Source organism: Streptomyces nymphaeiformis (assembly GCF_014203895.1).
GTDB classification, from domain to species: Bacteria; Actinomycetota; Actinomycetes; order Streptomycetales; family Streptomycetaceae; genus Streptomyces; species Streptomyces nymphaeiformis.
In genome coordinates this window covers 922,182-945,560 of sequence record NZ_JACHJY010000001.1, presented here as the reverse complement: position 1 = coordinate 945,560, position 23,379 = coordinate 922,182, and the positions used below count along the sequence as shown (strand labels likewise).

General features: G+C 70.8%; 21 protein-coding genes. 8 read left to right on the top strand and 13 right to left on the bottom strand.

Annotated features, from left to right (window positions below; translation table 11 throughout):
* Nucleotides 1–29: 29 nt before the first annotated feature.
* The 3 genes from GGE06_RS04215 to ctaC are packed head-to-tail and all read right to left on the bottom strand — an operon-like array spanning nt 30 to nt 3,120.
* Entirely contained in the window at nt 30–428 is a 399-nt protein-coding gene (locus tag GGE06_RS04215) for a cytochrome c oxidase subunit 4 (RefSeq protein ID WP_116161409.1), read from the bottom strand.
* A complete protein-coding gene (gene ctaD, locus GGE06_RS04210) occupies nt 425–2,158 on the bottom strand; it encodes an aa3-type cytochrome oxidase subunit I (RefSeq protein ID WP_116161408.1) in 1,734 nt (577 codons plus the stop codon). The genes GGE06_RS04215 and ctaD overlap by 4 nt, the downstream gene beginning before the upstream one ends.
* Nucleotides 2,155–3,120: an aa3-type cytochrome oxidase subunit II gene (ctaC, locus tag GGE06_RS04205; protein ID WP_116161407.1), complete on the bottom strand. Its 966-nt coding sequence runs from the start codon at nt 3,118–3,120 to the stop codon at nt 2,155–2,157. The genes ctaD and ctaC overlap by 4 nt, the downstream gene beginning before the upstream one ends.
* 463 nt (nt 3,121–3,583) lie before the next feature.
* Here ctaC and GGE06_RS04200 point away from each other — a divergent pair, with 463 nt between their 5' ends.
* Nucleotides 3,584–4,969, top strand: a complete 1,386-nt coding sequence (locus GGE06_RS04200; protein WP_116161406.1) for a cysteine desulfurase/sulfurtransferase TusA family protein — start codon at nt 3,584–3,586, stop codon at nt 4,967–4,969.
* 52 nt (nt 4,970–5,021) lie between these two features.
* Here GGE06_RS04200 and GGE06_RS04195 read toward each other — a convergent pair whose 3' ends face one another.
* A complete protein-coding gene (locus tag GGE06_RS04195; RefSeq protein WP_116161405.1) occupies nt 5,022–5,996 on the bottom strand; it encodes a carbohydrate kinase family protein in 975 nt (324 codons plus the stop codon).
* 130 nt (nt 5,997–6,126) lie between these two features.
* On the opposite strand from GGE06_RS04195, the gene GGE06_RS04190 reads away from it, so the two are divergent.
* Both GGE06_RS04190 and GGE06_RS04185 read left to right on the top strand, forming a co-directional pair.
* Nucleotides 6,127–6,333 (top strand): hypothetical protein, encoded by a 207-nt coding sequence (locus GGE06_RS04190; RefSeq protein WP_116161404.1) that lies wholly within the window; start codon nt 6,127–6,129, stop codon nt 6,331–6,333.
* A gap of 66 nt (nt 6,334–6,399) precedes the next feature.
* Complete coding sequence (locus tag GGE06_RS04185) at nt 6,400–7,854, top strand: hypothetical protein (RefSeq protein WP_184930040.1); 1,455 nt, start codon at nt 6,400–6,402, stop codon at nt 7,852–7,854.
* Nucleotides 7,855–7,926: 72 nt separating this feature from the next.
* Here the strand turns inward: GGE06_RS04185 and GGE06_RS04180 are convergent, their stop codons facing one another.
* The gene (locus GGE06_RS04180; protein ID WP_015033024.1) at nt 7,927–8,283 is read right to left on the bottom strand and encodes a HesB/IscA family protein; all 357 of its coding nucleotides are present in this window, start codon (nt 8,281–8,283) and stop codon (nt 7,927–7,929) included.
* Nucleotides 8,284–8,522: 239 nt separating this feature from the next.
* Here GGE06_RS04180 and nadA point away from each other — a divergent pair, with 239 nt between their 5' ends.
* A complete protein-coding gene (nadA, locus tag GGE06_RS04175) occupies nt 8,523–9,701 on the top strand; it encodes a quinolinate synthase NadA (protein WP_184930039.1) in 1,179 nt (392 codons plus the stop codon).
* Between the two features lie 91 nt (nt 9,702–9,792).
* Here nadA and GGE06_RS04170 read toward each other — a convergent pair whose 3' ends face one another.
* From GGE06_RS04170 to GGE06_RS04150, 5 genes are all read right to left on the bottom strand, one after another.
* Nucleotides 9,793–12,915, bottom strand: coding sequence for an efflux RND transporter permease subunit (locus GGE06_RS04170; protein WP_184930038.1), 3,123 nt, complete (start codon nt 12,913–12,915; stop codon nt 9,793–9,795).
* 178 nt (nt 12,916–13,093) lie between these two features.
* Complete coding sequence (locus tag GGE06_RS04165; RefSeq protein WP_116161400.1) at nt 13,094–13,783, bottom strand: response regulator; 690 nt, start codon at nt 13,781–13,783, stop codon at nt 13,094–13,096.
* The gene (locus tag GGE06_RS04160; RefSeq protein ID WP_181924655.1) at nt 13,780–15,036 is read right to left on the bottom strand and encodes a sensor histidine kinase; all 1,257 of its coding nucleotides are present in this window, start codon (nt 15,034–15,036) and stop codon (nt 13,780–13,782) included. The genes GGE06_RS04165 and GGE06_RS04160 overlap by 4 nt, the downstream gene beginning before the upstream one ends.
* Before the next feature lie 63 nt (nt 15,037–15,099).
* The gene (pspAA, locus tag GGE06_RS04155) at nt 15,100–15,378 is read right to left on the bottom strand and encodes a PspA-associated protein PspAA (RefSeq protein WP_116161399.1); all 279 of its coding nucleotides are present in this window, start codon (nt 15,376–15,378) and stop codon (nt 15,100–15,102) included.
* 30 nt (nt 15,379–15,408) lie between these two features.
* A complete protein-coding gene (locus GGE06_RS04150; protein WP_116161398.1) occupies nt 15,409–16,203 on the bottom strand; it encodes a PspA/IM30 family protein in 795 nt (264 codons plus the stop codon).
* A gap of 273 nt (nt 16,204–16,476) precedes the next feature.
* Here GGE06_RS04150 and GGE06_RS04145 point away from each other — a divergent pair, with 273 nt between their 5' ends.
* From GGE06_RS04145 to GGE06_RS04135, 3 genes are all read left to right on the top strand, one after another.
* Nucleotides 16,477–17,082 (top strand): DUF3043 domain-containing protein, encoded by a 606-nt coding sequence (locus GGE06_RS04145; RefSeq protein WP_116161397.1) that lies wholly within the window; start codon nt 16,477–16,479, stop codon nt 17,080–17,082.
* A gap of 65 nt (nt 17,083–17,147) precedes the next feature.
* The gene (locus tag GGE06_RS04140) at nt 17,148–17,924 is read left to right on the top strand and encodes a class I SAM-dependent methyltransferase (RefSeq protein ID WP_229842661.1); all 777 of its coding nucleotides are present in this window, start codon (nt 17,148–17,150) and stop codon (nt 17,922–17,924) included.
* Nucleotides 17,925–17,996: 72 nt separating this feature from the next.
* Nucleotides 17,997–19,070 (top strand): S1C family serine protease, encoded by a 1,074-nt coding sequence (locus GGE06_RS04135; protein ID WP_116161396.1) that lies wholly within the window; start codon nt 17,997–17,999, stop codon nt 19,068–19,070.
* Nucleotides 19,071–19,172: 102 nt separating this feature from the next.
* Here the strand turns inward: GGE06_RS04135 and GGE06_RS04130 are convergent, their stop codons facing one another.
* The 3 genes from GGE06_RS04130 to GGE06_RS04120 are packed head-to-tail and all read right to left on the bottom strand — an operon-like array spanning nt 19,173 to nt 20,678.
* Entirely contained in the window at nt 19,173–19,337 is a 165-nt protein-coding gene (locus tag GGE06_RS04130; protein ID WP_184930037.1) for a hypothetical protein, read from the bottom strand.
* A 28-nt stretch (nt 19,338–19,365) separates the two neighbouring features.
* The gene (locus GGE06_RS04125; protein ID WP_184930036.1) at nt 19,366–20,133 is read right to left on the bottom strand and encodes a GntR family transcriptional regulator; all 768 of its coding nucleotides are present in this window, start codon (nt 20,131–20,133) and stop codon (nt 19,366–19,368) included.
* Entirely contained in the window at nt 20,133–20,678 is a 546-nt protein-coding gene (locus tag GGE06_RS04120) for a GntR family transcriptional regulator (protein WP_184930035.1), read from the bottom strand. The genes GGE06_RS04125 and GGE06_RS04120 overlap by 1 nt, the downstream gene beginning before the upstream one ends.
* Nucleotides 20,679–21,381: 703 nt before the next feature.
* On the opposite strand from GGE06_RS04120, the gene GGE06_RS04115 reads away from it, so the two are divergent.
* A complete protein-coding gene (locus GGE06_RS04115; RefSeq protein ID WP_184930034.1) occupies nt 21,382–23,370 on the top strand; it encodes a zinc ribbon domain-containing protein in 1,989 nt (662 codons plus the stop codon).
* The last annotated feature ends 9 nt before the right edge of the window (nt 23,371–23,379 follow it).

The window sequence follows — 23,379 nt, the reverse complement described above, 5'->3', positions numbered from 1 at the left end:
TGTGTGCTCCGGTGCGGAGCGGGGTACCGCTACTGGTTCTGGTTCTCGCCGCGGTAGAACTCGAAGACCCAGCCGAACAGGCCGACGAGGATCAGCGGGGCGGAGAAGTACAGGATCCACCAGCCCATCGCGACGCCGAGGAAGGCGAGCGCGCCACCGACGGCCAGCGAGAGCGGCTGCCAGCTGTGCGGGGCGAAGAAGCCCACCTCGCCGGCCTCGTCCGCGACGTCGGCCTCCTTGTCGTCCTGCGCCATCGCGTCGACACGCTTGGCCGTGAAGGCCAGGTAGTAGCCGATCATGATGGACAGGCCGAAGGCCAGGAAGAGCGCCGTCGTACCGACCGGCTCCTTGCTCCAGACGCCGTACACGATCGCCATGGCAAGGATGAAGACGCTCAGCCAGATGAACATCTTGCCCTGGATCTTCACTTGCCGGCCTCCTTGCTGCCCGTGAGGGCCGCAGCCTCGTGCGGCTTGTTCTCGAGCTGGTCGAGAGCGGCGATCTCAGGGTGGTGCAGGTCGAACGCCGGGGATTCCGAACGGATCCGCGGCAGGGTGAGGAAGTTGTGCCGCGGCGGCGGGCAGGACGTCGCCCACTCGAGCGAACGGCCGTAGCCCCACGGGTCGTCGACCTCGATCTTCTTGCCGTACTTGGCGGTCTTCCAGACGTTGTAGAAGAACGGCAGGATCGACAGACCGAGCAGGAAGGACGAGATCGTCGAGATCGTGTTCAGCGTGGTGAAGCCGTCGGCGTTCAGGTAGTCCGCGTAACGACGCGGCATGCCCTCGGCACCGAGCCAGTGCTGCACCAGGAACGTGCCGTGGAAGCCCACGAACAGCGTCCAGAACGTGATCTTGCCGAGGCGCTCGTCGAGCATCTTGCCGGTGAACTTCGGCCACCAGAAGTGGAAGCCGGAGAACATCGCGAAGACGACGGTGCCGAAGATGACGTAGTGGAAGTGCGCCACGACGAAGTACGAGTCGGAGACGTGGAAGTCCATCGGGGGCGAGGCCAGGATGACGCCGGTCAGACCACCGAAGGTGAAGGTGATCAGGAAGCCGACGGCCCAGAGCATCGGGGTCTCGAAGGACAGTGAGCCCTTCCACATCGTTCCGATCCAGTTGAAGAACTTCACGCCGGTCGGAACGGCGATGAGGAACGTCATGAAGGAGAAGAACGGGAGGAGCACGCCACCGGTGACGTACATGTGGTGTGCCCACACGGTCACGGACAGACCGGCGATCGCGATGGTCGCGGCCACCAGACCGATGTAGCCGAACATCGGCTTGCGGCTGAAGACCGGGATGACCTCGGAGATGATGCCGAAGAACGGCAGGGCGATGATGTACACCTCTGGGTGTCCGAAGAACCAGAAGAGGTGCTGCCAGAGCAGCGCTCCGCCGTTCGCCGCGTCGAAGACGTGGGCACCGAACTTGCGGTCCGCCTCCAGGGCGAACAGCGCGGCCGCCAGGACCGGGAAGGCGAGCAGGACCAGGACACCGGTCAGCAGCACGTTCCAGACGAAGATCGGCATGCGGAACATCGTCATGCCCGGAGCGCGCATGCAGATGATCGTGGTGATGAAGTTGACCGAACCGAGGATCGTGCCGAAGCCGGAGAAGGCCAGACCCATGATCCACATGTCGGCGCCGACACCCGGCGAGCGGACGGCGTCCGACAGCGGGGAGTAGGCGAACCAGCCGAAGTCGGCCGCACCCTGCGGGGTGAGGAAGCCGGCCACCGCGATGATCGAGCCGAAGAGGTACAGCCAGTACGCGAACATGTTCAGCCGCGGGAACGCCACGTCGGGCGCGCCGATCTGCAGCGGCATGATCCAGTTGGCGAATCCGGCGAACAGCGGCGTCGCGAACATCAGCAGCATGATCGTGCCGTGCATCGTGAACGCCTGGTTGAACTGCTCGTTCGACATGATCTGCGTACCCGGACGGGCCAGCTCGGCGCGCATGAAGAGCGCCATGAGTCCGCCGATGCAGAAGAAGACGAACGACGTGACGAGGTAGAGCGTACCGATCGTCTTGTGGTCCGTCGTGGTCAGCCACTTGATGACCACGTTGCCGGGCTGCTTGCGCCTGACGGGCAGCTCGTTCTCGTACGAGTCCTCAGCTGCGGAGGCCTGGGTTTCGTCGTGGATGCTCACAGTTGGTGCTTCTCCGCATTCCTGGCCGGGTCCGTCTGCTCGATGCCAGACGGGATGTAGCCGGTCTGCCCCTTCTCGGCCAGCTCCTTCAGGTGCGCCTGGTAGCGCTCCGGGGAGACCACCTTGACGTTGAAGAGCATCCGGGAGTGGTCGACACCGCACAGCTCGGCGCACTTCCCGAGGAAGGTGCCTTCCTGCGTCGGGATGACCTCGAAGGCGTTGGTGTGACCCGGAATGACGTCCTGCTTCATGAGGAAGGGGACCACCCAGAAGGAGTGGATGACGTCACGGGAGGACAGGACGAACCTGACCTTCTCACCCTTCGGCAGCCACAGGGTCGGGCCCGGGTTGCCGGTCTGCGGGTTCCGGTCGCCGGGGATGCCGGCGTCGTAGACACCGCCCGCGTTCTCCGGGAAGTCCGCGAGGAACTTGTCCGGGAGCGAGGCGAGGTTCTTGTCCGTCTTGGCGTCGCCCTGCACACCGGGCACGTTCTCGATGTAGTTGAAGCCCCAGCTCCACTGGTAGCCGACCACGTTGACCGTGTGGGGCGGCTTCGGGGTGAGCTCGAGGAGCTTCGACTCGTCGCGTGCGGTGAAGTAGAAGAGCACCGAGACGATGATGAGCGGGGTGACCGTGTACAGCGCCTCGATGGGCATGTTGTAACGGGTCTGCGGAGGTACCTCGACCTTGGTCCGGCTGCGCCGGTGGAAGATGGTGGCCCAGAGGATCAGGCCCCACACCAGGATGCCCGTGATCAGGGCTGCGGCCCAGGAGCCCTGCCACAGGGAGAGGATCCGAGGCGCCTCTTCCGTGACGGGGGTGGGCATGCCAAGGCGGGGGAAGTCTTCCCAGTTGTACGAGCAGCCCGTGGCTGTCGCCAGGATCAGGCCCGCAGTCAGCACCTGCGGCAGCTTCCGCCGCATCGGGCGCCGCGACGAGCGGTCGGAGCCGTTGGGACTCACGTAGCGCCTTCCCGAGAGTCTCGGCCCGCAGTGGTCGGCCACGGCCGTCCGTCTCGCTGGTCGGTCGCCGCCCCGGCCGCGGGCAGGGGTTTGGATGTTTATGCGGACCAAACCCTACTGGACGCTATTTGGGGTCGCGCGGGGAGGGTGCCCAACGCGCCGTCCGAGCCCCCGAAGGGGTGGACTCCGCCCCTCCGGAGGGGCGCCGGGGAGGCCCGTTCGGGGGGCTGACGGCGTGGTGGGGCGGGGTTGTGACGGGGGGTCATGGGGGGCGGGGGCCTCCGGGTGGACGGGGGGTCAGGGGGTGCGGGCGCTCCGGTCGCCACCCCGCCGCAGAGGACGCTGCCGCTCCGGTGGGCGTTCGCTCCCGAGCCGACGAGGGGGCGCCCGGCCCCCGTGCCGACGAGGGACGCTCGCCCAGGGCCTGCCGGGGGCGTCCCGTCTCAGGGCCTACCGTGGGCGGATGCCGTACTTCGACGCCGCGTCCGCCGCTCCGCTGCACCCCGTCGCCCGTCAGGCGCTGCTCGCCTCCCTCGACGAGGGCTGGGCCGACCCGGCCCGGCTGTACCGGGAGGGGCGGCGGGCCCGGCTGCTGCTCGACGCGGCCCGGGAGGCCGCCGCGGAGGCCGTGGGGTGCCGGCCGGACGAGCTCGTGTTCACTCCTTCGGGGACGCGCGCGGTTCACGCGGGGATCTCCGGCGCGCTCGCGGGGCGTCGGCGCGTCGGAGACCGGCTCGTCGTCTCCGCGGTCGAACACTCCTCCGTCCTGCACGCGGGCGAGACGCACGCGGCGGCGGGCGGCACGGTGACCGAGGTGCCGGTGGACCGGTCGGGGGCCGTGGACGCGGACGCCTTCGCGGCGGCCCTCGTCCCCGGCACGGCCCTGGCGTGCCTCCAGTCGGCCAACCACGAGGTGGGGACCGAGCAGCCGGTGGCCGAGGTCGCCGAGGCCTGCCGGGCCGCGGAGGTGCCGCTGCTCGTGGACGCGGCGCAGTCGCTGGGCTGGGGCCCGGTGGCGGGCGGCTGGTCGCTCCTCACGGCGAGCGCGCACAAGTGGGGCGGGCCGGCGGGCGTCGGGCTGCTCGCCGTGCGGAAGGGGGTCAGGTTCGCACCTCAAGGCCCCTCCGACGAACGGGAGTCGGGCCGGGCGCCGGGCTTCGAGAACCTGCCGGCGATCGTGGCGGCGGCGGCCTCGCTGCGGGCGGTCCGGGCGGAGGCGGAGGCCGAGGGGGCGCGGCTGCGGGCGCTCGTGGACGGGATCCGGGCGCGGGTGCCTCAGCTGGTGCCGGACGTGGAGGTGGTGGGCGACGCGGTGCGCCGGCTCCCCCATCTCGTCACGTTCTCCTGTCTGTACGTCGACGGGGAGACGCTGCTGCACGAGCTGGACCGGGAGGGTTTCTCCGTTTCGTCCGGTTCGTCGTGCACGAGCTCGACGCTGACGCCCAGCCATGTGCTGCGCGCGATGGGGGTGCTGAGCGAGGGGAACGTCCGGGTGTCGCTGCCGGCGGGGACGTCGGAGGAGGACGTGGACCGCTTCCTCGCGGTGCTGCCGGGGGTGGTGGCGGGGGTACGGGAGCGACTGGGCGCCCCGGTCTCCGCGCCGTCCGCGCCGGCACCCTCGGGCTCCCTCGTCGTGGACTCCCTGGGCAAGCGGTGCCCGATCCCGGTGATCGAACTCGCGAAGGTGATCGGCGAGGTGCCGGTGGGCGGGACGGTGACGGTCCTCTCGGACGACGAGGCGGCGCGGCTCGACATCCCGGCGTGGTGCGAGATGCGGGGCCAGGAGTACGTGGGCGAGTCGCCGCGGCCGGGCGGCGGCACGGCGTACGTCGTCCGCCGGGTGTCGTAGCACCCCGCCGCCCGTCGGGGGCCCACGCGGCGAAAGCGTGGGCCCCGTGGGGTCAGGACAGGTGGGGGTGGATCTCCGTGGCCGCTTCCTCGCCGTACGCCTTCGTGAAGCGCTCCATGAAGTGCGCCCGCCGCAGCGCGTACTCCTGCGTGCCCAGCGTCTCGATGACCAGCGTCGCCAGCATGCAGCCGACCTGCGCCGCCCGCTCCAGGCCGACGCCCCAGGACAGGCCCGTGAGGAAGCCCGCGCGGAAGGCGTCGCCGACGCCGGTGGGGTCGACCTTGGCGGTCTCCTCGGCGCAGCCGACCTCGATGGGCGTCTCGCCGACCCGCTCGATGCGGACGCCGCGCGAGCCGAGGGTGGTGATGCGGTGGCCGACGCGGGAGAGGATCTCCTCCTCGGTCCAGCCGGTCTTGGACTCGATGAGGCCCTTCTCGTACTCGTTCGAGAAGAGGTACATGGCGCCGTCGAGCAGCGTGCGGATCTCCTCGCCGTCCATGCGGGCGATCTGCTGGGAGAAGTCGGCGGCGAAGGGGATGGACCGGGTCCGGCACTCCTCCGTGTGACGGAGCATCGCCTCGGGGTCGTCGGCGCCGATGAGGACCAGGTCGAGCCCGCCCACGCGGTCGGCGACGGCCTTGAGCTCGATCAGCCGGGCCTCGCTCATCGCGCCGGTGTAGAAGGAGCCGATCTGGTTGTGGTCGGCGTCGGTGGTGCAGACGAAGCGGGCGGTGTGCAGGACCTCGGAGATCCGCACGGAGGCCGTGTCGACGCCGTGGCGGTCGAGCCAGGCGCGGTACTCGTCGAAGTCGTAGCCGGCCGCGCCGACCAGGATCGGGCTGCCGCCGAGCTGCCCCATGCCGAAGCAGATGTTGGGGGCGACACCTCCCCGGCGCACGTCCAGGTTGTCCACGAGGAAGGAGAGGGACACCGTGTGGAGCTGGTCGGCCACGAGCTGGTCGGCGAACCGGCCGGGGAAGGTCATGAGGTGGTCGGTGGCGATGGAGCCGGTGACTGCGATACGCACGGCGGGGCGCTCCTGCGGGAAGGCGGTAATGACAGTTCACGCTACCCGTTGGGTGGTGTCCTGCCGAACAGTGGAAACTACCCCAGAGTAGGTCTTTTCCCCGGGGTGGTGCGGTGCATACGGTGCGCCCATGACCATGTACCCCGCTCCCACAGAGCGACACGAGTCCGAGTTGAGCCTCGCCCAGCTGCGCGGGGACGGCGCTCGGATGGCCCCCCACTGGGTCACTCCGGTCTCCCCCGAGCCCGTACGGGTCTCCCCCGCGTCGATCCACGGGGTCGTCGTCCCGGCCGCCTCGGCGCGGCTGATCGACGCCACCACCGAGTACGGAGGCTGACGGACGGAACCGTCCGCGCGTCCGCTCCGTCCCATCGGCGTCCGGTCGAGACGAGGGAGCGTTGCGGTGAGCGGTACGGAGAACGTGCGGAGGCGACGGAACGTCCTGGCCGCCTCGGTGGCGGCGGGTGTGCTGCTCGCCGGGGGCGGTGGCGTCTATCTGGCCGTCGCCGCGACGGCGCCGGGTGAGGCCACGCCGGCCGCGTCGGCGGCCAAGGCCGCCGACGCGGCCGGGACGCCGGCGCCGACGCGCCCGGAGGCCGGCGGCGGTACGGGCGACGTTCACGGGATCGCGCCCGGCGAGCCCGACCCGAGCGGCGGTTCGCACGGAACGGTCTACAAAGCCGAGGGCCCCCTCCCCCATGGGCCCTCCTCGGCCGCGGTCCACCGGCCCGAGGGCCTGGTCACCTCGGCCGAGGTGACCAGGCTGGCCGAGGCGCTCGGGATCGAGGGCCGGCCGGTCCTGGTCGGGGACGTCTGGACGATCCGGCCCGAGAAGGACGGCCAGGGTCCGCGCCTGGACGTGGCGAAGGCGGCTCCCGGCAGCTGGACGTACTCCTGGTACGACGGCGGTCCGGCCGGCGACGCCTGTCTCAAGGGCCCGGCGTGCCCGCCCCCGGGTCGGGCGAAGCCCCCGACCGCGGGCCGTACGCCGGTGAGCGAGGCCGCGGCGAAGGCGGCGGCGGCCCCCGTCCTGAAGGCCATCGGCCAGGACGACGCGAAGGTGAACGCGACCCAGGTGATGAACGGCTCGGTGCGGGTCGTCAACGCCGATCCGGTGGTGGACGGGCTGCCGACCTACGGCTGGTCGACGGGGCTGCACATCGGCCCGGACGGCCGGCCGGTCGCCGGGAGCGGGACGCTCAAGGAGCCGGTGAAGGGCGACACGTATCCGGTGCTCGGGGCGGAGAAGGCGCTCGCGGAGCTGAACGAGGCGTCGAAGGGCGCCGGCCCGGTCGGCATCGGCGGCTGCGCGACCGACCCGCCGGCCGGAGCCGAGGTCGACGGGAACGGCAAGGAGAGCGGGAACCCCGCCCCTGCCGTGCCCTGCCGGACCTCCGGGGACGTCGCGCCGCCGGTCGAGGTCCCGGTGACGGGTGCCGTCTTCGGGCTGGCCGCGCGGGACGTGGCGGGCGAGCGGCTGCTCGTGCCGGCGTGGCTGTTCACGGCGGACCCGGTGGACGCGGCGCCGTACACGGTGGTGGAGCCGGCGGTGGCCCGTGAGCACCTGTCGCCGCCGGACGAGGGCACGGCGCCGGCCAGCCGGATCGAGTCGTACCGGACGGCGGAGGACGGCCGGAAGCTGACGGTCACCTTCTGGGGCGGGGTGTGCAGCACGTACACCGCGAAGGCCGTGGAGACCCCGGAGAAGGTGACCGTGCGGATCGACGAGAAGTCCGACCCCGGGCGGGCCTGCATCATGATCGCCAAGGAGATCACGCTCACCGTGACGCTGCAGAGCCCGCTCGGCGACCGGCCCGTGGTGGACGCGGCCAGCGGGCAGGCCGTGCCGCGGCGCTGAGCGCGCCCGGGTACGCGTGAGGGCAGCGGCTCCGGGAATCCCCGGGGCCGCCGCCCTCAGCCACGTACAGGCTTAGCTGAACGAGTCGCCGCAGGCGCAGGAGCCCGTGGCGTTCGGGTTGTCGATCGTGAAGCCCTGCTTCTCGATCGTGTCGACGAAGTCGATCGACGCGCCACCCAGGTACGGGGCGCTCATGCGGTCGGTGACGACCTTGACGCCGTCGAAGTCCTTCACGACGTCGCCGTCGAGCGAGCGCTCGTCGAAGAACAGCTGGTAACGCAGGCCGGAGCAGCCGCCGGGCTGAACGGCGACGCGCAGGGCCAGGTCCTCACGGCCTTCCTGGTCGAGGAGGGCCTTGACCTTGGCCGCGGCGGCGTCGGACAGGAGGATGCCGTCGCTGACAGTGGTCTTCTCGTCCGATACGGACATCTGCTTCTCTCCCGGTGTGTACGGAGACTGCTTGCCGACGGTTGCAACCGACGGCGCCCCGGAATCATTCCGGGCCGAGTAGGGGTCTTTCCCTCTTTCATGCTCGCACACCCTGTCCAGGAGCGCGGACGGCGAATTCGTCACATCGACACTATGGACATCGTCAATCTGACGTGAACCGGTTATGATAGATAGCGTCATTTCGACGAAAAGGTTTCCCCGAAGAAAGGGTGCGTGACGTGACCACCGCCCAGCCCCTGGATGTCCAGCCGACGCCGCTCGCCCTGCTCCTGCTCGGCCGCGAGGCCGACCCGAAGAGCGAGCGCGGCGTGGAGTGTCCTGGCGATCTCCCGTCGCCCTCCGACCCTGACCTCGTGGAGCGCGCCCGCGCCGCGAAGGAGAAGCTCGGGGACAAGGTCTTCGTCCTCGGCCACCACTACCAGCGCGACGAGGTCATCCAGTTCGCCGACGTGACCGGTGACTCCTTCAAGCTCGCGCGCGACGCCGCCGCCAAGCCCGAGGCCGAGTACATCGTCTTCTGCGGTGTGCACTTCATGGCGGAGTCCGCCGACATCCTCACCGGCGACGAGCAGAAGGTCGTCCTGCCCGACCTCGCGGCCGGCTGCTCGATGGCCGACATGGCCACCGCCGAGCAGGTCGCCGAGTGCTGGGACGTGCTGACCGAGGCCGGCATCGCCGAGCAGGTCGTGCCCGTCTCGTACATGAACTCCTCGGCCGACATCAAGGCCTTCACCGGCAAGCACGGGGGCACGATCTGCACCTCGTCCAACGCCGAGCGGGCCCTGAACTGGGCCTTCGAGCAGGGCGAGAAGGTGCTGTTCCTGCCGGACCAGCACCTGGGCCGCAACACCGCCGTCCGCGACATGGGCATGTCCCTGGACGACTGCGTGCTGTACAACCCGCACAAGCCGAACGGCGGGCTCACCGTCGAGGAGCTGCGCGCCGCCAAGATGATCCTGTGGCGGGGCCACTGCTCGGTGCACGGGCGCTTCTCGCTGGACTCGGTGAACGACGTGCGCGAGCGCATCCCGGGCGTGAACGTGCTCGTCCACCCCGAGTGCAAGCACGAGGTCGTCGCCGCCGCCGACTACGTGGGCTCGACCGAGTACATCATCAACACCCTGGAGGCGGCCCCGGCCGGTTCCAAGTGGGCGATCGGCACGGAGCTGAACCTCGTCCAGCGGCTGGCGAACCGGTTCGCCGACCAGGGCAAGGAGATCGTCTTCCTCGACAAGACGGTCTGCTTCTGCTCGACCATGAACCGCATCGACCTCCCCCACCTGGTGTGGACGCTGGAGTCCCTGGCCGAGGGCAACCTCGTCAACCAGATCCAGGTCGACAAGGAGACGGAGAGCTTCGCCAAGCTCGCCCTGGAGCGGATGCTGGCTCTGCCGTAACGATTCCTCGTACGGACATCCAGTCCTCGTACGGAGACACGGAAGGGGCGCCCCGCACGCTGCGGGGCGCCCCTTCGTCATGCCGTACGGATCAGACCGCGGCCGGCTCCTTGGCCTGCGGCGGGACCGGGGCCTCGCCGCCCGCCTTCTTCTCCCGCTTCGCCGCCTTCTTCTTCGCGCGGCGCTCCTTGCGGAGCTCCACCATCGCGTAGAGCGTCGGGACGAGGAGGAGGGTGAGCAGCGTCGAGGTGATCAGGCCGCCGATCACCACCACGGCCAGCGGCTGGGCGATGAAGCCGCCCTCGCCGGTGACGCCGAGGGCCATCGGCAGCAGGGCGAAGATCGTCGCCAGGGCGGTCATCAGGATCGGGCGGAGCCGGTGCCGGCCGCCCTCGATCACCGCTTCGACGACGCCCAGGCCCTGCGCCCGGTACTGGTTGATCAGGTCGATCAGGACGATCGCGTTGGTGACGACGATGCCGATGAGCATCAGCATGCCGATCATCGCCGGGACGCCCATCGCCGTGCCGGTGGCCACGAGGAGGCCGATCGCGCCGGTCGCGGCGAACGGGATCGAGACCAGGAGGATCAGCGGCTGGATCAGCGACCGGAAGGTCGCGACGAGCAGCATGAAGACGATCGCCACGGCGGCGAGCATCGCGAGGGCCATCTTGCCGGTGGCCTCGGACTGGTCCTGGGAGACGCCGCCGATGGAGGCGGTGGCGCCCTCGGGCAGGTCGAGCGCGTTGATCTTCGTCTGGAGCTCGGCGCTCACCGCACCGGTGTTGTCCGTGGTCGGCTTGGCCGTGATCGTGGCCGCGCGGGCGCCGTCGATCCGGGTCATGGAGACCGGGCCGGGCACCAGCTCGACGTGCGCGATGTCGCCGAGCTTCACCGGGCCGAGCGGCAGCGCCTTCAGCGCGGCCAGCGTGGTGGCCGGGTGGGCCGAGGTGATCAGGACGTCCCGCTCGGTGTCGTCGAGGACGGCCTTGGCGGCCGGGGTGCCGTGCACCGCCTGGGCGACGACCATGCCGAGGCTGGTGTCGTCGAAGCCGGCGTCGGCCGCCTTCTCGTTGGCCCGGACCGAGATCCGCGGCACCGACTGGGACAGGTCGCTCCGCACGTCGGAGACGTTCTTCAGCTGGGAGACGGCCTGCGTGACCTGCTCGGCCGCCTTCTTCAGGATCGCCGGGTCGGCGGCCTTGACGACCACGCTGAGGTCCTGGTTGCCGAAGCCGTCACCGGCCGCGACGCTCGTGTCGCCGATGCCGTCGAGCTTGCCGAGCGCCGCGTGCAGGACGTCCCGGGTCTTCTCGTACGAGGCGGAGTCCTCCAGGGTGACCTGGTACGACGCCTGGTTGGAGCCGGTGCCGCCGCCGAAGGCCGCCATGAAGCCGGAGGAGCCGACGGTGACCTGGTAGTCCTTGACGCCCTCGGTGTCGGCGAGGACCTTCTCGACCTTCTTCGCGGCCTCGTCGGAGGCGGCGAGGCTGGTGCCCGGGGCCAGCTTCTGCTTGACCGTCAGGACCTTCTGCTCGCCCTGGTCGAAGAAGTTGGTCTTCATGAGCGGCGCCATGCCGAAGGTGCCGAAGAGGACCACGAGGGCGATGACGACGCTGGTGAAGCGGCGCCGGGTGGCGAACCGCAGCACCGGGACGTACGCCCGCTGGAGACGGCTCTTCGTCTCCTTCTCCTCGGCCAGTCGGCGGGCCTCCTCCGGGTCCGCGGAGGTGCCCTTGGGGGCGCGCAGGAACCAGTACGACAGGACCGGGACGACCGTCAGGGAGACGAGCAGCGAGGCGAGCAGCGCCGCGGTGACGGTGAGGCTGAAGGAGCCGAACAGCTCGCCGATCATGCCGCCGACCAGGCCGATCGGCAGGAAGACGGCGACGGTGGTGAGGGTCGAGGAGGTGACCGCGCCGGCGACCTCCTTGACCGCGGTGATGATCGCGGCCTGGCGCTCCTCGCCGTATCCGAGGTGCCGCTTGATGTTCTCCAGGACCACGATCGAGTCGTCGACGACGCGGCCGATGGCGATGGTGAGCGCGCCGAGCGTCAGCACGTTCAGGGAGAGGTCACGGGTCCACAGCACGATCAGGGCGAGGACGACCGAGAGCGGGATGGAGACCGCGGTGACCAGCGTGGAGCGGAGCGAGGCCAGGAAGACCAGGATGACGAGGACGGCCATGACGAGGCCGAGCGCGCCCTCGGTGGTGAGGCCGGAGATCGACTTGGCGACGGCCGGGCCCTGGTCGGAGACCACGGTCAGCTCGGCGCCGGCGCCGAGGGCCTTGCGCAGCTCGGGCAGCTTGTCCTTGACCGCGTCGGAGATGGCGACGGCGCTGCCGTCCTTGTCCATGGTGGCCATCACGGCGAGGCTGGGCTTGCCGTTGGTACGGGTCAGGGAGACCGGGGTGGCCTCCGTCTGCTTCACGGTGGCGACGTCGCCGAGGCGGACCGCCTTGCCCTTCTCGGGCTTGATCCGCAGGTCCTGGATCTGCTGGAGCGAGGTGTAGCCGCCGCCGACCTGGACGGTGCGGCTCTTGCCGGCCTCGGAGAAGGCGCCGGCGGGCATGGTGCCGCCGCCGTTGCGGATGGCCTCGGCGAGCTTCATCGGGCTCAGGCCGGCCGCGGCGAGCTTGCGCTCGTCCGGGGTGACGGAGACCTGGAGGTCACGGACGCCGTCGACGTTGACGTGGGAGACGCCGTCGATGTCCTCCAGGGCCGGGACGACGGTCCGGTCGAGCTGGTCCGCGAGGGCCTGCTGGTCCTTGTCGGAGCTGACCGCGAGCACGACCGTCGGGATGTCGTCGGTGGAGCCGGCCACCACCTGCGGGTCGACCGAGTCCGGCAGCTGGGCGCGGGCCCGGTTCACGGCCTGCTGGACGTCGGCGACGAGCTGCTTGGTGCCCTCGTCCCCGTAGTCGAAGCTGGCCATGATGACGGCGCTGCCCTCGGAGGCGGTGGACGTGATGCCCTTGATGCCGTCGACGGCCTTGAGGTTGTTCTCCAGGGGCTGGACGACCTGCTTCTCGACCACGTCCGGAGAGGCGCCCTGGTACGGGGCGAGGATCGAGACCATCGGCAGCTCGATCGAGGGGAACAACTGCTGCTTCAGCTGCGGGATCGCGATCGCCCCGAACACGATCGCGACGATGGACATCAGCCCGATCAGGGCCCTTTGCGCGAGGCTGAATCTCGACAGCCAGGACATGGGGTCTCTCTTCTGTGGCGTACTCGTCGGCAGGCGGGAGCAGCCAAGACCCCGGCCCGGACCCGCTGGATCCGCCCGGAGGTGCCCCCCGTCCCTACGATCTGCCATCAACCGCCGAAAGTCCTCGGCCCCCGGGTCCAATTCCTTATCCCGCGCATACTCCGTCTGGAGTACGAGCTCACTCCACCCGCGGGCGTACGAGACCGGACTCGTAGGCCGTGACCACCAGCTGGGCCCGGTCGCGGGCGCCCAGCTTGGCCATCGTCCGGTTGACATGCGTCTTCACGGTGAGCGGGCTGACGTCGAGCCGCTCGGCGATCTCGTCGTTCGACAGGCCGCCCGCGACGAGGACGAGGACCTCGCGCTCCCTGGCGGTGAGCGCGGCGAGCCGCGCGGTGCGGGCGTCGCCCGCCGCGTCCGCGGGGTCGGCGCCGGGGCCCTGGGCGAGGAAGGAGGCGATCAGGCCCTTGGTGGCGGCCGGCGAGAGCAGCGCCTCCCCGGCGTGGGCGATGCGGATCGCGCCGAGGAGCTCCTCGGGCTCGGCCCCCTTGCCGAGGAAGCCGGAGGCGCCGGCGCGCAGCGACTGCACGACGTACTCGTCGACCTCGAAGGTGGTCAGCATGACGATCCGCACGTCGGCGAGCTCGGGGTCCGCCGTGATCATCCGGGTGGCGGCGAGGCCGTCCGTGCCCGGCATGCGGATGTCCATCAGGACGACGTCGGGCCGGGTGGACCGGGCCAGCGCGACCGCGCCGTCGCCGTCGGGCGCCTCCCCGACCACCTCCATGTCGGGCTCGGAGTCCACCAGGACCTTGAAGGCGCTGCGCAGCAGGGCCTGGTCGTCGGCGAGCAGTACGCGGATGGTCATGCGCGGTCCTCCCCCGTGCGGGACGTCACCGGCAGTATGGCCTGGACGCGGAAGCCGCCGCCGTAGCGGGGGGCGGCGGTGAGGGTGCCGCCGAGCGCGCCGACCCGCTCCCGCATGCCGAGCAGTCCGTGGCCGCCGACCGGGGGCTGCTCGGCGGCCGGGCGCGGGACGGTGGGGGGCGTGCCGTTGTCGAGGACGGTGATCTCGACCGTGCGGCCCACCTTGACGACGCTCACCTCGGCCTTCGCGTCCGGGCCCGCGTGCTTGCGGACGTTGGTCAGGGCCTCCTGCACGATCCGGTACGCGGCCAGGTCGACGGTCGCGGGCAGCGTCAGGCCCTCGTCGGCGCGGGCCAGGGCGACGGGGAGACCGGCCTTGCGGAAGCTGTCGAGCAGCCCGTCGAGGACCGCGAGGCCCGGCGCGGGCTCGGTGGGGGCCTCCGGGTCGCCGGACTGGCGCAGCAGGCCGACGGTGGCGCGCAGCTCGTCCAGTGCGGAGCGGCTGGCCTCGCGGACGTGCGCGAGGGCCTCCTTGGCCTGGTCGGGGCGCTTGTCCATGACGTGGGCGGCGACGCCGGCCTGCACGTTCACCAGGGCGATGTGGTGGGCGACGACGTCGTGGAGGTCGCGGGCGATCCGCAGCCGCTCCTCGGCGACCCGGCGGCCCGCCTCCTCCTCGCGGGTGCGCTCGGCCCGCTCGGCGCGCTCCGTCATCGCGTCGATGAAGGCCCGGCGGCTGCGGACCGCGTCCCCGGCGGCCGCCGCCATCCCGGTCCAGGCGAAGACGCCGAGGTTCTCCTGCGCGTACCAGGGGGTCGGGCCGAAGGCCATGGCGGCGGCCGTGAGCACCGCCATCGTGGCGAGGCCGACCCGCCAGGTGGTGGGGCGGTCGGTGCGGGCGGCGACCGTGTAGAGCGCGATGACGGCGCTCATCGCGATCGGGGCGGGCCGGTTGTCGTCGATGAGCTCGAACAGGGTGATCGTGACGGTGAACGCGAGCACCGCGAAGGGCTTGCGCCGACGGCACACCAGCGCGGCGGCCCCCGCGATCATGACGACCACGCCCCAGGCGCTGGGCGCCTTGTCCCCGAAGGTCGGCCCGTCCGGACTGCCGTGCGGGTCGGTGAACGACCCGGCGACCATCGCGACGAGCGCGCCGACCGCGATCACGGCGTCGAAGGCGAGCGGATGCGCGCGGAACCAGTCGCGCGCGCGGACGTAGGGGGTGCCGGTGGCGGGGCCGGGTGGGTTCACGGGGACAACGGTACGGCCCGCACCCGCGCGGGCCGCCGCACCGGGCGGCGGCCCTCGGCCTCGTCAGCCGGGGATCAGCCCGTCGTCGGAGAGCATCTCGCGGACCTCGTCCAGGGTCGCGTCCGGAGACGGGAGGATCAGTTCCGAGGGCTCCAGGGCGTCGTCCGGGAGCGGCTCGCCGAGCCGGCGGACGGCGTCGAGGAGGGCGCCGAGCGTGCGCCGGAACCCTTCCTCGTCCCCCGACTCCATCTCCGCGAGCAGCTCGTCGTCGAGCGCGTTCAGCTCGGCGAAGTGGCTGTCGGCCAGCTTCTGCTGGCCCTCCCCCATGATCCGTACGATCATGACGCGTCCTGTCTGTCGCCGAAGCGGAAGCTACTTCTCGAAGCGCGGGTGGGACTGCTGGTCGCGGTCCTGCGGCGCCGCCGCGCCACCGCCCTCGATGGCCTGCTGCTGCGCCGAGGGGCCACCGGCCAGCTCGGCCTTCATGCGCTGGAGCTCCAGCTCGACGTCCGTACCGCCGGAGAGGCGGTCCAGCTCGGCCTGGATGTCGTCCTTGCCCAGGCCCGACTGGTCGTCGAGCGCGCCCGAGGCGAGCAGCTCGTCGATCGCGCCGGCGCGCGCCTGGAGCTGGGCGGTCTTGTCCTCGGCCCGCTGGATCGCGAGGCCGACGTCGCTCATCTCCTCCGAGATGCCGGAGAAGGACTCGGCGATCCGGGTCTGCGCCTGGGCCGCCGTGTAGGTCGCCTTGATGGTCTCCTTCTTGGTGCGGAAGGCGTCCACCTTGGCCTGCAGGCGCTGGGCGGCGAGGGTGAGCTTCTCCTCCTCGCCCTGCAGCGTCTGGTGCTGCACCTCCAGGTCGCTGACCTGCTGCTGGAGCGCGGCCCGCCGGGACAGCGCCTCGCGCGCCAGGTCCTCGCGGCCGAGCGCGAGCGCCTTGCGGCCCTGGTCCTCCAGCTTGGCGGACTGGCCCTGCAGCTGGTTCAGCTGCAGTTCGAGCCGCTTGCGGGAGGTGGCGACGTCGGCGACGCCCCGCCGCACCTTCTGCAGCAGCTCCAGCTGCTTCTGGTAGGAGTAATCGAGCGTCTCGCGCGGATCCTCGGCCCGGTCAAGGGCCTTGTTCGCCTTCGCGCGGAAGATCATCCCCATACGCTTCATGACACCGCTCATGGGCTTCGCGCGCCCCCTTCTGACGGACTTCGGCTCCAGCTCTCCAACAGGATCCACAGTACGGGCCCTGCTTCCATTACCGCACTGTTCGGAGCGGGATGCGCTCCTCCCCAAGGACGACTGCGCGGGGTGTTCCCTCCCGCGCAGGGAGTAGGTGGATCTCGGGGAGACCCTCTCCGTCCTCGCGTACGTACGCCCCAAGACGCAGTCCGTTAGCGGATCGTTCCCGGCCCGCATGGGGTTCATGCCCGCCACCCCGTACCCTTGGGTTTTGTGTTCCGTAGCCGTGCGAAGGACGAGAAGGCCCCCACCGACAAGGTGACGGCGGACCTCTCCAGCAAGCAGTCCCGCGACCCCGAGGCCCCCAAGGGCCGCCCGACTCCGAAGCGGAGCGAGGCGCAGTCCCAGCGCCGGCGTGCCGCGACGGTGCCGACCGACCGCAAGGAGGCCACCAAGCGCCAGCGCGAGGCACGCCGCTCGGACCTGGCACGGCAGCGCGAGGCGCTGGCCAGCGGCGACGAGCGTTACCTGCCCGCCCGCGACAAGGGTCCGGTCCGCCGTTTCGTGCGCGACTTCGTCGACTCGCGGTTCGCGATCGCCGAGTTCTTCCTGCCGATGGCCGTGGTGATCCTCGTGCTGTCGCTGTTCGGCAACGCCAACCGGGCGCTGCAGAACATCTCCCTGCTGCTGTGGCTCGGTGTGATCGTCCTGATCGTCATCGACTCGATCGGCATCTGGATCCGTCTGCGGAAGCAGCTGAACGAGCGCTTCCCGAACGAGCCGAAGCGCGGCGCCATCGCCTACGGCCTGATGCGCACGCTCCAGATGCGCCGACTGCGTCTGCCGAAGCCGCAGGTCAAGCGCGGAGAGCGGCCCTGAGCGCCGACAGCTCGGAGTTCGACGGGCGCGCGTTCGGCGAGGCCACGTCGGAGTCGGGCGGCCCCGTGCTGCCCGTCGTCGCGCACTGGCCCGCCGGTCCCGGCGGGCTGCGCGACACCATCCGGCAGGAGATAGTCGCCCGTCAGCTCGACGAGCAGATAACCAGCCGCTACCCGGTGGGACAGCGGCTGCGGATCCTCGACGCGGGCATGGGTCAGGGCACCCAGGCCCTGCGCCTCGCCCGCGCCGGACACACCGTGACCGGCCTGGAGGCCGATCCGGACCTCCTGAAGGCGGCCCGTGAGTCGCTGGCGACGGAGCCCGCCGGGATCCGCGAGCGGGTCCGGATGATCGAGGGCGACGGGCGCGAGACCGGGGTGCACTTCCTGCCCGGCAGTTTCGACGTGGTCCTCTGCCACGGCGTGCTCATGTACGCGGACGAGCCCGACGCGCTGCTCGCCGGCCTGGCCCGGATGCTGGCCCCCGGCGGCCTGCTGTCCCTGGTGGTACGGAACGCGGAGGCCCTGTCGATGCGGCCGGGTCTCGCCGGGGACTGGTCGGGGGCGCTCGCGGCCTTCGACTCGGACGTCTACACGGACGACAACGGCGTGAAGGTGCGGGCCGACCGGCTGGACGCGCTCACGTCGACGCTCGCGGGGATCGCCGCGCCGCTGCACGCCTGGTACGGCGTCCGGGTCTTCACGGACGACGTCCCCGCCGACGCGGGCCTGCCCGCCGCCGAGGAACTGGAGCGGCTGCTCGCCGCCGAGGACCGGGCCGGGCGCACGGAACCGTACCGGCGGATCGCGGCGTTGCTGCACCTGTGCGGGGTCCGGGGTTAGGGCCGTGGTCGCGCACCCCTGATCGGGTGCGCTCGCCGGGCCGGGGCCAGGGCGGAATCGGATACTCCGGACATGGACGTCTTCCGTGCCCGTGTCCGTGCCCGCCGTGTCCTCCTTCCCCTCGCCGCCGGGGCCTGCGCCGTCGCACTGGTCGGCGGCTGTTCCTCCGCCGGGGGCGCGGCCGCACCGGAGCGCTCCACCCAGACGCCGGTGCCGCACGTCTCCAACGAGCTCCAGGACGACTACCAGACCGTCATCAGGAACGTCCTGCCGTCGGTCGTCCAGATCGAGGCGTCGAACAGCCTCGGCTCCGGGGTCGTCTACGACGACAAGGGGCACATCGTCACCAACGCGCACGTGGTCGGCCAGGAGAAGAGCTTCAAGGTCACGGCGGCGACCGGCGGGCAGTCCGTGACGGCACGGCTCGTCTCCTCGTACCCCGAGCAGGACCTCGCCGTGCTCAAGCTGGACACCGTGCCGCAGGGGCTGAAGGCCGCGCGGTTCGGCGACTCCGCCGAGGTCGACATGGGGCAGATCGTGCTCGCCATGGGCTCCCCCCTCGGCCTGTCCGGCAGCGTCACCCAGGGCATCGTCTCCGCGACCGGCCGCACGGTCAGCGAGGGGCGGGCCGGCGGCGGCACGGGCGCGACCATCGCGAACATGGTCCAGACGTCGGCCGCGATCAACCCCGGCAACAGCGGGGGCGCCCTCGTGAACCTCGACAGCGAGGTCATCGGCATCCCGACGCTCGCCGCGACCGACCCCGAACTCGGCGGCGGCTCGGCGCCCGGCATCGGCTTCGCGATCCCCGCGTCGATGGTGCGGACGGTCGCGGACCAGATCATCAAGAACGGCAAGGTGACGGACTCGGGGCGGGCGGCCCTCAACATCACCGGCCGTACGGTCCTCGACGACAACTACGAGCCGGCGGGCGTCGCGATCGTCGAGGCGCCGGCGGACGGGGCGGCGGGGAAGGCGGGCCTGAAGCCGGGCGACGTGATCACCCGCCTCGGCGAGACCGAGATCACGACGATCACGTCGCTGGCGGAGGCGCTGGCGGCGATGCAGCCGGGGGACGAGGTGACGGTGGAGTACGTCCGGGGCGGGTCGACGCACAAGGCCCAGGTCACACTGGGCGAACTGTAGCCCGCCGGGCCTCGCCTCTGCGGGGGCCCACAACGGGGGTACGTCAACTCTTGCCGGTAGCCGGTCTTGAGGGTGTGGAGGACGGGGACGGCGCGGGCGGTATCACCTCAGTGCCTCGAAGTCCTTGAGGCGGGCGAGGGCGTGTTCGGCCTGTGCCCGCCGTTTGGCGAACGGCTTGCTCCTCGTCTTACCGGTGATGACCTCGGGTGCTCTGCAGCAGGCCCGGCCTCCGATGAGCAGTTGGTGACCGGTCACCTGGTTGGGCATGGTCGCAGGGAGGTCGGCGAAGACGTACCTATGTCACAGGCAGCCTGTAGCGCATCCGGTAACGGTGCGCAGCCTTCGTCATCAGTGTGACCTCGATCGGACGCCGGGCGTCGGAATAGACCACCCGGAAGGCCACCAGTACGGGCATGTCCTTCGGGAGCTCCAGCGCCACGACTTCCTCCTCCGTCGGGATCTCGGACGACAGCTCGTCCACGAACTCGCGCGGGGGAAGACCCATCGCGTCGAGCAGCGTGGGCGTACCGCCTCGAATCCGCTTCTTCTCCAGGATGGCCGTGCCCTCGACCAGGCTCAGCGGGTAGTACGACCTCGTGAGTTCGGTCGGCTCCTCGTCCAGGAAGAGAACCTGCTTGCGAAGCGCAGCTCGCTCGCCATCCTCCAATTGCAGGGCCTCGGCCACCTCCTTCGGCGGGACGACGACCTCGACATCGAGGAGCTGGGACCTGCCGACCTGCCGGCGTTTCGCGGCTTCGGACATCCAGGGGTAGGGCTCGCCCGGCCCTGCCGGCCTCATGTAGGCGATCGGTTCGACGGACTGCTGGGCGTGCTGCCGCACGTATACGCCCTTGCCCGGGAGTCCTTCGAGGAGTCCCTCGGCCTTCAGCATCTGGAGGGCCTTCTGGACGGTCGTGTTGGCCACGCCGCCGTACTGCTCCATCAGCTCGGCCGTCGAGCCCAGCTTGCTTCCCGGAGGGAGGTCTCCGCGGGTGATCTGCCGCCGGAGCTCCGCCGCGATCTTCTGGTGCGGCGATCTCGGGTCCTTGAACTCCTTCGCCATCACACGCCCTGCTTCCCGAGCCGGTACGTGAGGTGCCTGCCGGCCGGCATGGTCATCAGGGACGCCTCCATCGGTGTTCCGTCGGCGGTCTGTGTCAGGCGGAGCAGGTGGAGGACGGCGCTGCCCTCGGGCAGGCCCAGGTGCTCGCGCTCCTCCGTGGTGGCGAGGGCGGCGCTCACGTCCTCAACGACTTCGGCGCCGGTGTATCCGAGCTCCTTGAGCAGGGTGACGGCGCCGCCGGGCACCTTGCCCGGTTCCGCCAGGGGCGTGCCTGCGGCGATGGGTACGGGGTAGTAGGAGTCGGCCAGCTCTACGGGCTGGTCGTCGAGGAGGATCAGCCGACGCCTGACGATCACGCGCTCAGATGCGGACAACCGCAGGGCGGCGCGGACCGCGTCCGGGGCATCCACTTCGCCTGCCTGGAGAAGCCGTTGGCCGCCACGGCGCCCACGGCGAGAGGCCTCGTCGCTCCATGCGTCGCTCTGACCGGGCTTGCGCGGGGCCAGATATGGCGCGGTGTCGCTGATCCATGCATCGCCCGACATGTTCCTACCTCCGGCTCACTGTTGCCAGTGACCCTACTTGCTCGCCCCCACCGGAAACCTGACCTTAATCGCTTGCGACTTAAAGTCGTTTTCACTTAAAGTCATCGCCATGGAAGCGACGGATGCTGACGAGGCGCAGCATGGTGTTCCCGTACCACCGGAGGGCTTGAGCCCGGCTCTCCGAGCTCGCGCCGAGGCCGGGTGGCAGAAGTTCCTCGACCGGTGGTTCGACGCCTGCGAGGAGCCCGAACGATGAGCGCGCCCGGCGCCGAGGGCGGGGATGGTCACCCCCTCCTTCACCGGAGGGTTCGCGACATCGCCAGCCGAGGCGAAGGAGTGCTGACGGCCGTCGTTCACGAGTGGCACGGCGGCCGACTCCTGCGTATCGCATACGTCCAGCCCGCCACCGGTGTCGCCTGGACGACGGCGGTTGACAACATCGGGCCCGTCCTGTGGCGTGAGGCATCGCCCGCCGAGGAACCCTCGGAAGGGGGCCCAGATTCATGACGCGCGCGAGATGCGAGGGGCCTCGGCTACCCAGAGCTGTGACCGAGGGGTGCGTGCCATGCGGGCCGCCATGCACCGCCGTCACCCCAGTCGGCGGCACTTCCCCTGGTAGTACGTCAGCGGCCCGCTGCCCCCCGTTCGCACGCTAAGGGCTTACAGAGTATTAACACGGCCATTTTGAAGGGAGGTGACGGTCATGCAGCATGCCCAGATGCAGGGGAAGTTCCGAGGCAAGAACAAGGCCCCGAAGTGGACCAAGCCCGACGGCGGGATCGTGTCCGTGATGGTGCTGCCCCTGGCCGTCACCGATCCCGCCGACCTTGACCGGTTGGACAAGCTGTTCGGCGCGATGTGGTCGGTTAAGCGGGCCGTCCAGCGCGACGCCCGCGCCAAGGTCGACGCGTACTGGGCCGCCAGACACGAGCGCGACACTCACGGAGCGAAGGCCGCACGGCAGCGCCTCGGCCTGTCCCGTGAGGGCCTGGAGCGGTGCGCGTACAAGCATCTTGAGGATGCGGGGCACCTCAAGCACCACGCCTCCAAGGCCCTGGTCATGCACATGGCCGACCAGGTGTGGAACGGCGTGCAGCGGCACCTGTTCGCCGATAGCGCGGGAAACCGCCACGGCCGCCCCCGCGTGGGTCGCTGGTACGACTTCACCCGGATTCCGGGCCGTGCCCGGTCTCACACCATCGTGAACAAGTGGGAGACCTTCCGCCTGGTCGGCACCTTCCATGGCCACGCCACGGCCTACGCAGGCGGGGGCCGACACGCCTTGGTGCAGCCCCGCCGGATGCCGACACCGGCCAAGCCGGACGGCAAGATCCCCATCGGCAGGGGCACTCGCAAAGCTACCTGGTGGGACCACACCGGCCCGCTCGCCGTGGTGTTCGCGGGCGGCCCGGACGGCAAACGCGGTGACCTCGTCCTCCCCGTCCGCATCCCCCAGGGACCGGGCCAGGAGGACCGCGCACGGCACTTCCTTGCGGCCTGCGCCCGCTGGCACAAGGTGGACTTGGTACGCCGCCGCAAGGCCGGTGCGTCGGGCGGCTGGGCGTACGAGGCACACCTGATGGTCCTCGGCCCCGGCTACGCCTCCCCGGCCGTCCGGCAGATGCGCCAGCGCGCTGCCGAGCTGGACCGGATCGGCGGCGTGGACGGCAACGTCTCCAACCTCTCCGTCGTCTCCTTCCCCGCCTCCCTGGACCCCGCCGAAGGGAAGCCGGAGTCCTCGGAGATCGTGTTGACCGATCAGGAGCGGGCGCGGCTGGAGCGGGAGGCGAAAAAGCGGCGGGGCCGGGCTCGGGCGCTGGAGCGCTCCCGCCGGGCGACGAACGCCGCACAGTACGGGCTGTCCAAGCGGCAGGCCGTCCGCGCCGAGCGCCGGGCCGCCCAGGGCCTGAAGCCCAAGAAGGTCACGGTGCCGGGCGGCGCCCGCGACTCCCGTGCCGATGGGGTGCCGAAGCAGGCGTTCCGCCGCGACCGGCTGTCCAGCGGCTATCGGGAGCTGCGCGCCCGCCAGGCCGAAGCCGCCGCCGGCGCGGCCGAGTACCGGCGTCACCGGGCCCGTGCCGTGGCCCGCGAGATCGTCGCCGCCCACGGCCCCGTACTGATGGTGGAGGACTGTGATATCCGCACCTGGTACCGGCTGTGGGGCAAGCGCCTTTCCCAGACCACGCCGGGCATGTTGGTCTCCGCGCTGGAGATCGAGTGCCGGGCCGCCGGTGGCCGTCTCGTGCGTGCCTCCACCTGGTCCACGGCCCTGTCGCAGCACTGCCTGTGCGGCGAGCGCGTCACCAAGACGCTGCGGGACCGGGAACACAAATGCATCGCCTGCGGACTCGTCGGCAAGCGGGATCTCGTCTCCGCCGCTCTGGCCGCCTTCGTGGACCTGGCCGACCCCGACGACCCCAAGACCGCCCGACTGGACTCCGCCCGGTCGCGGCACGCACAGATCACGTACGGAGAAGGGCTGGAAGAAGCCCTGAATGAGTCAACCACACCGTGCCAGAACACCCCTCGGGGTGCTGGTCGCGTGGCAGTTCCGCGTCAGAGCGGGGCCTCTGCTCACCGAACCGCCGAACGACGGGACCGGGCAACCCCAGATGAGCCGCGCCATGTGCGCGACCACGCTGGAGCGCCCGGCACCCGACCGGCGTGCAGTCCGCAGCTCACCCTCTGGTGAATTGCGGAA